General features: G+C 29.6%; 12 protein-coding genes. 7 read left to right on the forward strand and 5 right to left on the reverse strand.

Annotation, left to right across the window (positions count from 1 at the left end):
• The first annotated feature begins 185 nt into the window (after positions 1 to 185).
• Complete coding sequence (locus BVC87_RS15745; RefSeq protein ID WP_075343355.1) at positions 186 to 1,862, forward strand: endonuclease/exonuclease/phosphatase family protein; 1,677 nt, start codon at positions 186 to 188, stop codon at positions 1,860 to 1,862.
• A 54-nt stretch (positions 1,863 to 1,916) separates the two neighbouring features.
• On the opposite strand, the gene BVC87_RS15750 is transcribed toward BVC87_RS15745, so the two are convergent.
• On the reverse strand, positions 1,917 to 3,251 hold the full coding sequence (locus BVC87_RS15750; protein ID WP_075343356.1) for an MATE family efflux transporter: 1,335 nt from the start codon (positions 3,249 to 3,251) through the stop codon (positions 1,917 to 1,919).
• Between the two features lie 58 nt (positions 3,252 to 3,309).
• Here BVC87_RS15750 and BVC87_RS15755 point away from each other — a divergent pair, with 58 nt between their 5' ends.
• Complete coding sequence (locus BVC87_RS15755) at positions 3,310 to 3,786, forward strand: hypothetical protein (RefSeq protein WP_075343357.1); 477 nt, start codon at positions 3,310 to 3,312, stop codon at positions 3,784 to 3,786.
• Here BVC87_RS15755 and BVC87_RS15760 read toward each other — a convergent pair.
• Together BVC87_RS15760 and BVC87_RS15765 are read right to left on the reverse strand one after the other, a co-directional pair.
• Complete coding sequence (locus tag BVC87_RS15760) at positions 3,779 to 4,162, reverse strand: Fur family transcriptional regulator (protein ID WP_075343358.1); 384 nt, start codon at positions 4,160 to 4,162, stop codon at positions 3,779 to 3,781. The two genes, BVC87_RS15755 and BVC87_RS15760, sit on opposite strands and share 8 nt — an antisense overlap.
• A gap of 147 nt (positions 4,163 to 4,309) precedes the next feature.
• Positions 4,310 to 4,489 (reverse strand): hypothetical protein, encoded by a 180-nt coding sequence (locus BVC87_RS15765; RefSeq protein ID WP_075343359.1) that lies wholly within the window; start codon positions 4,487 to 4,489, stop codon positions 4,310 to 4,312.
• Between the two features lie 186 nt (positions 4,490 to 4,675).
• Between BVC87_RS15765 and BVC87_RS15770 the strand changes: the two genes are divergently transcribed.
• Complete coding sequence (locus BVC87_RS15770; RefSeq protein WP_075343360.1) at positions 4,676 to 5,080, forward strand: MerC domain-containing protein; 405 nt, start codon at positions 4,676 to 4,678, stop codon at positions 5,078 to 5,080.
• Between the two features lie 135 nt (positions 5,081 to 5,215).
• Here the strand turns inward: BVC87_RS15770 and BVC87_RS15775 are convergent, their stop codons facing one another.
• Complete coding sequence (locus tag BVC87_RS15775) at positions 5,216 to 7,567, reverse strand: TonB-dependent receptor domain-containing protein (RefSeq protein ID WP_075343361.1); 2,352 nt, start codon at positions 7,565 to 7,567, stop codon at positions 5,216 to 5,218.
• A 216-nt stretch (positions 7,568 to 7,783) separates the two neighbouring features.
• Between BVC87_RS15775 and BVC87_RS15780 the strand changes: the two genes are divergently transcribed.
• The gene (locus tag BVC87_RS15780) at positions 7,784 to 8,845 is read left to right on the forward strand and encodes a sensor histidine kinase (protein ID WP_083629527.1); all 1,062 of its coding nucleotides are present in this window, start codon (positions 7,784 to 7,786) and stop codon (positions 8,843 to 8,845) included.
• Positions 8,835 to 9,539 carry a LytR/AlgR family response regulator transcription factor gene (locus BVC87_RS15785; RefSeq protein WP_075343362.1) on the forward strand — a complete coding sequence of 235 codons (705 nt, stop codon included), beginning with the start codon at positions 8,835 to 8,837 and terminating at the stop codon, positions 9,537 to 9,539. The genes BVC87_RS15780 and BVC87_RS15785 overlap by 11 nt, the downstream gene beginning before the upstream one ends.
• A gap of 77 nt (positions 9,540 to 9,616) precedes the next feature.
• Here BVC87_RS15785 and BVC87_RS15790 read toward each other — a convergent pair whose 3' ends face one another.
• Positions 9,617 to 10,909 carry an aminopeptidase P family protein gene (locus tag BVC87_RS15790; RefSeq protein WP_075343363.1) on the reverse strand — a complete coding sequence of 431 codons (1,293 nt, stop codon included), beginning with the start codon at positions 10,907 to 10,909 and terminating at the stop codon, positions 9,617 to 9,619.
• Positions 10,910 to 11,086: 177 nt separating this feature from the next.
• Here BVC87_RS15790 and BVC87_RS15795 point away from each other — a divergent pair, with 177 nt between their 5' ends.
• Positions 11,087 to 12,178 carry a toxin-antitoxin system YwqK family antitoxin gene (locus tag BVC87_RS15795; RefSeq protein ID WP_075343364.1) on the forward strand — a complete coding sequence of 364 codons (1,092 nt, stop codon included), beginning with the start codon at positions 11,087 to 11,089 and terminating at the stop codon, positions 12,176 to 12,178.
• A gap of 37 nt (positions 12,179 to 12,215) precedes the next feature.
• Positions 12,216 to 12,560 (forward strand): hypothetical protein, encoded by a 345-nt coding sequence (locus BVC87_RS15800; RefSeq protein ID WP_075343365.1) that lies wholly within the window; start codon positions 12,216 to 12,218, stop codon positions 12,558 to 12,560.
• Positions 12,561 to 12,830: the final 270 nt, after the last annotated feature.

Raw genomic sequence — 12,830 nt, forward strand, 5'->3', positions numbered from 1 at the left:
AGATGGTTTTACAATACATAATATTAAAATTTATATTGAAGATTATAAAAAGGTTAGTTTTTTATTATCATTAATAGTAAGTCTCTTTTTTAATTAATGCTAGCTTAATTTTTACTTAGTAATTTCGAAAATTTCTAAAAATATATTTGGAAACTTATTCATATAACCACCCAAATATATTTAAAATGAAAAAAAACTTCCTATGTATAGTCTTTGCACTATCTTTTCTTAATTTCTTACATGCTCAGAATACTTTAAAAGTAATGAGTTTTAATAAATTGTATTCAACTAGTACTAATTCCGTGTTAAATGTTGTCAGATCTTCCGAAGCAGATATTGTTGGGTTACAAGAATCTTTTGGTGCTTCTAGAAGTGTTGCTTCTTCTCTAGGATTTTATCACTATGCAATGAGTAATAGCGCAGCTATTATTTCTAGATATCCAATTACTGATACGAATTCTTCAGGAGTAGAGATTACTTTACCAGATGGAGTAAAGGTATATGTATTTAATGTACATCTAACATCATATCCTTATGAACCTTATGAAATAAGAGATAGAAATATTAGAAGTGAAACAGCAGCTATTAATTCTGCAAATAGAACAAGAGGAGCTGAGGTGACAAGGTTAATTACTACTATTGAAAACGAAGCCCCAACCAACGCACCAGTGTTTTTACTAGGAGATTTTAACGAACCAAGTCATTTAGATTGGACAGTTCGTGCTGCTAATGCTGGATTACATGCTATAAAAGTAGCATGGCCTGCAAGTACAAAAGTTACAAATATTGGAATGAAAGATTCTTGGAGGTCAGTATATCCAAACGAAATATCAAATCCTGGAGACACATGGACACCGATTAGATCTTCAAATGAAGTGTATGATAGAATCGATTTTGTATATCATAGAGGAAATAACGTAATTGCTAAACAAGCAGTTAGATTTGGTCCTAGAAATGATGAAGCAGAATTAACACTTAACGGATATACTAGCGATCATAGAGCAGTTATGGTAACGTATGATTTACCAGATGGAAATTCAGGCGATGATGGTAGTGACGATAATGATAACTCAATGTACGGAAACAATTTACTAAATCAACCAAGTGCTGAAGAAAGTAATCTAAATAATTGGATTCAAGTTTCAGGAAATAGCAAACGAGTTAGAGGAGGCCAAGGAGGATATCCTTCAGCTAAAGATGGAAATTATATCTTTTATTTAGGCAATACGAGTTCAGGAGAAATGTATCAAGATGTAGACGTCAGAAGTTATGCAAATGCAATTGATGCAGGAGTTCAATCATTTTTACTTCGTGGATTTATTCGATCATATTCAGGAAGAGATGCTGGTAGAATTAAAGTAGAATATAGAAATGATACTAATGTTGTATTGGCAACTTTTGATTCAGGTTGGAGAAGCAATCGTAGTAGTTGGGAGGTAGTACAAAATGAGAGAATAGCTCCCAAAGGAACAAGAAAAATTAGAGTATCATTATTGAGTCAAAGAAATAGTGGTAGATCTAATGATGGCTATATTGACGAGGTTAGCTTGGTTACTAAATCTAATAGGACTTTTAATAGGATTGCTGATTTCACCAAAGAATTCCAAAAAGAATTTAACGAAGTATTCATCACTAAAGTTTGGCCTAACCCAGCTAAAGATCATATAAATTGTAGTTTTAAAGAAAAGGTTACAGGAAACGTTTCTATACTGAATGTGTTAGGAGCTGTTGTTAAAAATATAGAGATCAAAGAAAAAGCTAGTGCAACAATATCATTAACAGGACTCTCTAAAGGAATTCATATGTTTCAATTTATTTCTGAAGAAGGAACAGTCCATAGAAAAAAGATAGTGATTGAATAAACATTAAAGTTTTATATAGATAAATTAAAAAGCGGGTTTAACTTTTTTAGAGTTTTACCCGTTTTTAGCTAAGGTTAAAAACTTACTTCTAAACTTAATGATTAAAGGCAATCCACGAGCAATAATCCAACCAAAAAAAGCAATCCAAATAGCATATAATTTGTAATCTAAATTATCAAAAAATAAGAGAATAGGTACAAAAACTAAAGCCGTGGTAGCTAAAAGAAGGTTTCTTAAAAATTTCATTTCTCCTAAGCCTTTAAAAATACCATCGTAAATAAAAGCGATAGCGCAAAAAGGTTGCATCAATAAGATTACCCATAACACTTCATAAAAAACAGATAATACCTCAGCTTCTTTAGTAAACAATTTTCCAAGAGGTTGATAGATTATAAAACCAATAATTGCCATAGCAATTCCTAATAAAACGCCATATATAATAAGTTGCTTTCCTAATTTAAGTAGCGTAGTATATGCTTTTGCTCCTAATAATTTTCCAGATAAAATATTTCCTGCGGATGAATATCCATCCATAATAAAAGCGCCCATTAACCACAAATTTAAACCAATGGTATAGGCGGCTATATATTCATTTCCATAAGCAGTCGCGTAAGACGTTCCAAAATATAAAGCTGTGTTTAATGCTATTGTTCTAATAAATAGATTTAATACCATGGTAATAAATCTGGGAATTTCATTATGGAAAGGTAGTTTAAACCGTAAAGAAATGGTTGTCTTTTTATATAGAAGTATTGCAGCAATTAAAGCCATTAGTATTTGAGCTATTACACTGGCATATGCTGCTCCTTGAATATGCATAGCTGGAATATAACCGTCTATTCCATAGACAAAAATTAAATCTAAAATAATATTGACTATTGTACCTACAATGGCAATAATCATAGGATAAAAAGTGTTTTGTAAGCCTCTAAAAGTTCCATAAACAGCAATTGTAAATAAGGTAAATGGAAATCCAAAAGCTCGTATTTTATAATAATCAACAGCATAATCTAAAACTTGTCCTGAAGCATTATAAAATTGAAAAATTTCCCTTGCAAATGGATAGCTTAGTCCTAAAATTAATATACTAGCTAATACAATAATTACAGTAGCTTGAGCAGGAAGACTTTTAATTTCATCTAGTTTTTTTGCACCTACATATTGAGAAACAATGGAAGAAATTCCACTACGAGTTTGTCCAAATACCCAAATTAACATTGATAAAAAAGCGCCTACAATACCTATAGCTGCAATACTTTCAGTAGCATTTTCTTTTATGTTTCCCACTATAGCTAAATCTGTGGTAGAAAGCAATGGTTCTGCAATACCAGTGATTAATGCAGGAATTGCTAATTTGTTGATATGTTTAAAACTAATATTATGTTCCATAATAAGTCAACAAAAATAGCTATTATTGAATTGGAAAGTAAAATTAAAAATTGTTATTATGTTAGAATTTATAGCTGAAATTTTAAGTCTTTTTAGCACTATAGCTTTAGATATTCAAGAGTTTTTCTTTAGAAGTAAAAGAGAAAAACGGAGAAAATTAGAAGAGGAAAAAGGTTTACCTAGAAAAAAAATGATATCTCCTTATAACAGAGTTGCCATTTTAGGAGGTTATGCTTTGTTACTATGGATAGTAGTATCCATAAGTCTTAGATTTTTTCATTTTGGAAATGAGAAAAATGACACTGAAAAAAAAGTGGTTAAAATCAAACAATTACTAGAGAAAGAAAAAAAGTTTTCAGGTAGCTATCCTGATCAATTAGAAATCATAAAAAGAGGAAATCCTATGCGAAAAGATTTATGTAACGATGGTTGGGGAACTATTTTTAAATATGAAACTCTTGAGAATTCTTATATATTAATTTCCGCAGGAGAGGATAAAGAATTTAATACTAATGATGATTTAGAGTTTAATTAGCTATACAATCTTTACATTTGCCAGTTAAAAAAACAGCCGTTTTTTCTATTGTGTAGTTTTCTATAGAAGGGATGTTAATATCTAAAGGTATACAAGTAACTTTTTTACAAATATTACATTGAAAATGTGGATGTACATCGTGATGATGATCTGAAGTGCAGCTAGTACATTTAGCATACCATTTTAATCCATCACTACCTAAAAAAGAATGCACAATTCCATCTTCTTCTAATCGATCTAATGCTCGGTATACCGTAGTTTTATTCATCTCATCCTTTAGTTGTGTAACTAAATTAGTAGCGAGTACGGCAGCGTGATTATTTTCAAAAATATTTAATAAAGTCTTTATTGCTTTCGTTTTTCTAATAACTCCCATACTACAAAATTAATAAAAACAAGAGAGTTTAAATTTTTAGTTATGTAAATAATGCAAAAATAAAGACCAATGACTTATATAGAGTGGTTAAAATGGGAAACTTCAAAATCGTTTAATAGGAGAAATTAAACGATTTTGAAGTTTAGATTAGGCAGGTATGCATTTACCTGAAGTACAAGCATTGTCGTCACATTTACATATTTGATTGTAAGGACACCAGTTTCCTGCAGAGCAAGATTCTAAATCTAATTTTCCAAAAGCACCATTAATAGATTGTAATCCTTTTTTGTCTAATACTTTTCCAAGATTTGAAATGTTTTTAATCATAATTAAAATTTTATAGGTTAATTACTTAATAGTTCAGAAAACAAATCAATTGTTACTATGAAGGAAAATCGTTTTGAGTATAAGAAGAGGTAAGGGTTTGATTTATAGTAAAAGTAAGACAACCTTGTTGCAATAAAATAATTGACGTAAATTTGTTGCCCAAAATTATATAAAAATAAAAAATCAATGCTATTAAAGCGAAAATCGGATGTTGTAGGGGCTTTTTCAAGTAGTTTATGTTTAATCCATTGTATTTTTACACCATTTTTATTTATTGTACAGTCACATTCATTAGCTTGTTGTGAAGCTGAGGGCGTGCCTAGTTGGTGGAGAAGTATTGACATTTTATTTTTAGCCATTTCTTTTTTTGCTATAAAAGCATCAGTAAAAACAACAACTAAAAATTGGATGAAGTATGTACTATGGTTTTTTTGGGGTCTACTGTTTTTTGTAATTGTTAATGAGCACTTTAATTGGGTGCATATACCAGAAGAAAGTATATACATACCTTCATTAAGCTTAGTTGCTTTACACCTGTATAATCAAAAGTATTGTCAGTGTGCTGATAATTCATGCTGTGTAGAAAGTTAATTTAAAATCAGAAAGTAATTCTTAAATAAAAAAACTCTTGAAGCTATTAAACTTCAAGAGCATTGATTAACTCAAACTTTAGGGATTGAATAGTAAAGTTTACTTTAAATTCTTCATTGAAGAATATTCTATTTTTTAAAGAAGACCACCTCTCTTTTCGTTTTTATCTCTTTTTTTACGTTTTAATGCTTTGTTTTTTCCTACACCAAATTTGTAAGAAAGTCCTAAATAAATGGCTTGAGAATCTCTTCGTAAGTCCCCTCTTTGAATAACTGTTCTAAAACTTTCAAAAGCAAATCGTTGTGTTCTAAAAATATCATTAAAGTTGATGCTTAAAGTACCTTTTTTATTGGCAAAACTTTGGCGTAAACCTAAATTGACAAAGTAATTACTCTTTAATTCATATTGTAATACTTTTTGTGGTCCGGAGAGAAAACTAAATACTTGAAATGTAGTGTTGTCGAAAACCTTAAAATTATGATTTACTTTAAAATTAGTAGCTGTGTTTTGAACGGCAACCTTTTCGCCTAGTATAGTTCCTTTTTGAGCTCTAGAGTAGATATCAAAACTAGTAGTAACACTCCACCATTTTAAAGGTTTATAATTTGCAGACAATTCAAAACCAAAAGCTTGGTTTCGATCAAAATTGTCATAATCAAGGACTAGTTTTGAAATATCATTAGGATCAAAATAAACTATCCTATTAATTTCATCTTCTATTTCTCTATAAAATGTACCTAAAGTAAGACTTCCTTTGTTTAATTTTCTAGTGTAATTGAATTCTATTGAATTGGTAAACTGAGGATTTAATCGCATGTTTCCTATGGCAATTAATATGGGTGTATTAAAAGCTCTTATTGGATTTATTTGACCAAAAGAAGGTCTATCTACACGTCTAGATATACTAAGCTGATAGGAATTTTTTTGTGATTCATCAGGTGTATATTTTAAAAAAGCAGAAGGATAAATGCTAAAGATTTCATCGTTAAATGTTTCTAAACTTTCATTTACTGCATCAAAAGAAGCATTAACGGTATAATTTTCTAAACGTGCACCAATTTGATAGGACCATTTTTTTAAATTCTGACGAAAAGTAGCATAAAAAGATTGGATATCAGTATCGTAAATAAAAGTAGAATTATTAAAACTTGCACTAGTAGTTTTATATATATTATCAGTTTTTCGTGTTCTAGATTCTAGACCTAGTTCTAACGTAGTACGATCAGAAATAGGGTATACATAATCTAAGTTAAAAGTAAGATTAGTTCTATCATCAAAAATGTCATCTAAAAAATCTTGATTTACGGTATTACCAGAAAACAAAAAGAAAGTATTGTTTTCACTATCAAAACTATTGTAGTCAGCCTCAAATTCAATATAATGACCATTAGTATTAAAATCTAATTTGTAATCAAGATTGTAAGTTTCAGTATAGTTATTTTTTTCAAAAGCATAGAACTGACCATAGTTGTTGTTACTATTATTAAAAAAACGAACATCAAAATCAGCAGAAAGGTTTTGTATAAATTTATTTTGATTGGTATAGAAAGATAAAGTATTATAGTCGTTAATGTAAAAATCGATTCCTAATTTTACTAAATGTGAATTATTGTCAACTATATTACTTTGAGATTGTTCAAAATCTTCAGTAAAGCGCTCTATAGTCCCTTGTAATGTGTTTTCTCCAGAAGCAGTTCCATAGTTAGCGTAAATATTAAATTTTCCTGTTCTATAATTAAGTCCTAGAGCACCATTTAATCGAGTTTTTCTGCCTTGCGTTATCCCTAAATTTACATTTCCATTAAAACCAGTTTTTACATTTTTATGTAAAATAATATTAATAATTCCACTCATACCTTCAGGATTATATTTTGCAGAAGGAGAAGTAATCAACTCAACTTTTTTGATAGAGGATGATGGAATTTGTTGTAATAATTGAGAAGCCTCAATATTGGTAGGCTTTCCATCTATTAATACTCTCACATTCTCATTTCCTCTTAAGGCAATTTCTCCATCTTGGTTTACGCTAACGGATGGTAAATTTCCCATGATATCAGAGGCAGTAGCGCCAGCAGTACTTAAATCTTTTCCAATAGTAATTATTTTTCTATCAATTTTTTGTTCAATTGTAGAGCGTTCAGCAACAACTACTACTTCTTCTAAACTTTCGGCAACCTCTTCTAAAAGTATAGTGTTCAAGTCCGTCTTTTTTGTTGTGAATTGTATTTCTTTAGAGTGGTTTTTATATCCTACAAACTGTACTTCAAAAATTATAGTTTGCTTTTTTATCTTAGAAATGGTAAATATTCCATCATCATTGGTAATACCACCAGTAAGTATAGTATTATCTAAATCTTTGATAACTACAGATGCATAAGGAATCGACTCTTGTGTAATTTTATCTACTATTTTACCAGTTACTGTATAGTTCTGTGCTATGGATAAAGAAGTATATAATAAAAATAGAATATGTAATATTTGTCTCATATGTAATAAACTTTTTCAGCAAAAGTGTAGGAATTACATATGTGTTTTTGGAAGTGTAGATAGAAAGAGGAAACAAGATGTTATAAATTGATTTTGCGATGCTTTATCAATTTGTCTACGAAATTGAAGATTATGTCTACTATAATTAAAGTTACGGCTACAAATCGTTTTTTAGGAGTATAAGAATTGTATTTTTAAGGACTTAAAAATGGTTTTTTGAAGAAAATAGCAAAACATATACAACATCCAGTTATCAGTTATTTTTTATTTTGGGTTGTATTCTTTGTATTTACAGCCACTACTTCGAGTTGGTATTATTCAAGCACACAAGAAGTATTAATTACTTATAGTATTCGTATTGTTTTTCAATTTATAGTAGCTACAAGCATCATTTTTGTTTTCATTCCTAAATTTTTAAATACAGATAAAAAGGGACTCTTTTTTTTAAGTGCAACACTACTATTACTTATCACTTATGTTAGTTGTACAGTAGTAAAAATAAATTACCTAGAGCCTAATTACCCAGTAACCTATAAAAATTATTTATCAAAGTTATCTGACCATTCTTTTTATGGGAGAATATTTCAGCTCAAACAATTTTTATGGGTATCTAATTATGTAGTACAGCCTACGTTTATATTACTAGCAATTCGTTTTTATAGAAAACAACAAGCACTCACAAAGTTAAACGAGCAGAAAAAAATTGCAGAGTTAACAGTATTAAAAAATCAATTAAACCCACATTTTTTATTCAATACACTAAATAATTTATATGCACTAGCGTATAAAAAGTCAGAAAAGACCATGTTGGTTATTCAAAAGCTATCTGAAATTTTAGATTATACGTTATACGGTTGCAATGATCGATTTGTACCTATTGCTAAAGAAATTGAACTGATAGAAAACTATTTAACTTTAGAAAAAGTTAGATATGACGATCGAGTACAAATTTCATTTACACATCAAATAGAAACGACAGTTACAATAGCACCACTGTTACTACTTACTTTTATTGAAAATGCGTTTAAACATGGGGTAAGCCAAGAATTAACAAAAGCAACGATTTCTATAGACCTAAAAACAGAAAAAAATCAAATTCATTTTCATATTAAAAACACGAAACCAACAACTTGTATTAAAAATACTAAAGATGCTATAGGTATTAAAAATGTAAAAAAACAGCTAGATTTAATTTACAAATCAAATTATGAACTTGTTATAGAAGATAAGGATGATTGGTTTTCAGTAGCACTTAAAATAATGACAGATGAAGTATAAATGTGTAATTATTGATGATGAAAAATTAGCTAGGGAGCTATTAGAAGCTTATGTGGAGCAATTACCTAATTTCGAGATAGTAGCTGTATGTGAAAGTGCTATAAAAGCCATAGAAGTATTGAATGAAAATGAAGTTGACCTTTTGTTTTTAGATATTGAAATGCCAGTATTAAAAGGCACAGATTTTTTTAAAAATTTACATCATAAACCCGCTGTAATTTTTACTACAGCGTACAGAGATTATGCCATTGAAGGCTTTGAATTAAACGCCATAGATTATTTACTAAAGCCTATTGTGTTTGAACGTTTTTTTAAAGCGGTTCAAAAATTTGTAGAAACTCAAAAAATAATTCCAAGCACATTACCCAGAACGAAGGAAGTAGTAACTAACGATTTCATTTTTATATCTAAAGGAAAAAAGCAGATTAAAATCTTGTTTAGTGAAGTGTTATATATAGAAAGTTTAAAAGATTATATCAGGATACATTTGTCCAATGAATCACATACTATAAAACATAGAATCTCTGTATTTGAAAATAGTTTAGACAGTCGGTTTATAAGAACACATCGTTCCTACATTGTAAACACTCAAAAAATTACTGCATATACAAAACATGATGTGGAGATAAACAAGATAGAAGTTCCTATTGGAGGAAACTACAGAACTCAAGTTTTAGCACATTTTAATGCGTAGAAACATTTTATTAGAGAAGCTAGACCCAAGAATAAAAATGTAAAACACATGTATACTTGGGTCAATTTCTCTTCATTTTATTGATTCATTAATTCTTCAATTTCTTCTGCTTCAATAGGAATATTCTTCATTAAGTTTAGAGGTTCTCCTTGCTCTTGGATAACAACATCATCTTCTAAACGAATACCAAAACCTTCATCAGGAATATAAATTCCAGGTTCTACCGTAAATATCATATTAGCTTGCATTGGTTCGTGTAACAAACCATAATCGTGAGTATCTAAACCAATATGGTGCGATGTACCATGCATAAAGTATTTTTTATACGCTGGCCAACTTGGATCTTCATTTTGAACATCAGCTTTATCTAATAAACCTAAACCTAATAACTCAGAAGTCATTAATTTTCCAACTTCAACATGATAATCTGACCAAATAGCACCTGGCACTAACATTTTTGTAGCCTCATTTTTCACACGATTTACTGCGTTATATACCGCTTTTTGCCTGTCAGTAAAACGACCAGAAACAGGAATTGTTCTACTCATATCACTAGAGTAATTAGCATATTCTGCAGCAACATCGAAAAGAATTAAGTCGCCATCTTTACATTGTTGATTATTTTCAATATAGTGTAATACGTTTGCATTTTTACCACTGGCAATAATCGGTGTGTAAGCAAATCCTTTTGATCTATTTCTTAAAAATTCGTGTGCAAATTCAGCTTCAATTTCATATTCCCAAACATCAGGCTTCACAAAATCTAACACTCTTCTAAACCCTTTTTCAGTAATGTCACAAGCTTTTTGCATTAGGTCAATTTCTATTTGATTTTTTACTGATCGTAAACGTTGTAAAATAGGATTACTTTTAGCTACAGAATGTGCTGGATATTTAGCTAATAACCATTTTGTGAATCTAGCTTCACGAGTTTCTGTTTCTATTTTTGCTCTATAATGTTCATTAGTGTTGATGTAAACCGTTTCAGCATAAGCCATTAATTCCGCTAAAACCTTTTCCAAATCTTGTAACCAAAAAACAGTTTTTACTCCGCTTGTATCAAAAGCTTTTTCTTTGGTTAATTTTTCTCCTTCCCAAACCGCTATATGTTCATTGGTTTCTCTTAGAAATAAGATTTCTCGTAAATTTTCTTTAGGACAATCTGGGTAAACTATTAAAATACTTTCCTCTTGATCTACACCACTTAAAAAGAAAATATCTCTATGTTGCTCAAAAGGTAAAGTAGAATCCGCACTTACAGGATAAATATCATTAGAATTGAAAACGGCTAAACTATTAGGCTTCATTTGAGCCATAAAGTTTTTACGATTCTTAATGAACAAGTCTTTATTAATAGGTAAGTATTTCATCGTTGTTTGCTTTTTTAAATGTTTTGCAATCAAAAATAAAAAAACTAAAGAGCAATACTATAGTAAACCGTTGTGTTTTAACAAAAATAGATTTATAAAAAGCAAATATAGATTGTGAATATTGAAACAGAAAGAAGCGGTGTAGTTTTAACCGTAATAATTTAAAAAGAGAATTTTATGAATAGTAGGGGTATATTTTTCTTTTCAATTTTTTATTTCATTTATATTAATTGCAATGGACAACAATGGGTAAATGTTTTAACAACCAAATTCGGTAAACAAACATTGTATAGAGATGCTGATGATAAAGCGCTAAATGGACATTATAAAATAGCAACAAGTTATGACGGAAGGTATTCTGAAATCAATGTAAAAGAAGGAAAATTAGAAGGTGAACGTAAAGATTTTAATAAAGACGGAGCGTTAGTAAAAGTTGAATATTATAAAGAAGGTTTTTTATATGGAGTAGTAAAAGATTATTATGTAAATGGAAAAGTGAAGAAGGAAACTACTTATGAGAAAGGAACTTTGAATGGAGTGGTTAAAGGTTATGATTTTAATGGAAATGAAGTAAGCACGGAACATTATGAAAATGGTTTAAAGGTTGGAAAATGGGTAGCGAGAATAAGAAAAGTATCTACTTCAGAATATTATACAGTTACTAAGTTTTTTACAAAAGGAAAACCTTCAGGAACATGGAAAGAAGTGAATGAAGAGAATACTCCTGTTTGGATCAAAAAATACTTTAGTTCGAATCATTATCGAAAAAGAGAATATTATGATAATGGGCAATTAAAAAAGGAAATAACTCAAAAAGAGGGAAAGACTGTAGGTGATAAAATAGAGTATTACAATACAGGAACTTTAAAGTCTAAGTGGACTTATAAAGAAGGGAAATTAAAATATAGATTGGACAATAACGAGGATGGTAACCCTAAATTTATTGGACATTACAAAAAAGGAAAATTGCACGGAGAGCATATTCATTATGATGATAATGGTCAAATAACAATGAAGGGAAATTTTTTGGATGGCAGACGTAATGGCGTATGGGAATTTAACGTGACTAGCAAAAGAATAACAACCTATAAAAATGGTAAAAAGCATGGTTTAGAAAAAATATACTCAAGTGATGGAAAACTATTTTCTGAGGGAAGCTATGCCAATAATATAAAAAACGGAGTTTGGAAATACTATAATAAAAATCAAGATGTTACCAGAGAAACTAATTATAAAAGAGGAAAGCAAGAGTATGAAAAGAAGTATTAGTATAATGAATTAAATAAACTCCTTACCTAGGTTTTCCATGAAGAAATTGATACTATACGTTATTAGAAAGCTATTAGTTATAGTAATTCCTTTATTATGCTTGTATGTATATGCACAATTGGTGTTTGCAGAAAATCACAAAAAAGAACATCCAACTGACGTTGGGTTAGGGATTGCTATTGTATTGTTTTTTATATTATCAATTTTAGTTGTTATCTTTTTAGCAGATGTGCTAAAGCATTTTAAACAAAGGGAATTTGTATTACTTGCAATCGATGTTTTCTTCCTTATTCTTTTATGTATTCCTGTATTAAATATAGATTGTTTAATGGGAGGAGATTTCTTTTTTTGTGAAGAATTATTATCTATTTCCTTATTTTAACATGAATCTTGGATAAACTTTTTTGTCAGTTCAAGAAGACCCTCGACAAAAATTTTGTGAAACAGCTATAATGACATGTTATTGAAAAAGGACCTATTGATAAGAATTTTTAAAAATCAAGGCAGCAGGGTTGGCTGAAAGATGAAAAGCTGTTTGAGCATTAGCGAGTTCTTTTCATCTGTGGCTGGAGATGTCGTAGTATTTTAAAATTCTTATCATTTCAGTCTTGATTTTTGCTCCTTTGCATCAAGGCAAAGGAGAGAAAATATA

Source organism: Tenacibaculum agarivorans, assembly GCF_001936575.1.
GTDB lineage: Bacteria > Bacteroidota > Bacteroidia > Flavobacteriales > Flavobacteriaceae > Polaribacter > Polaribacter agarivorans.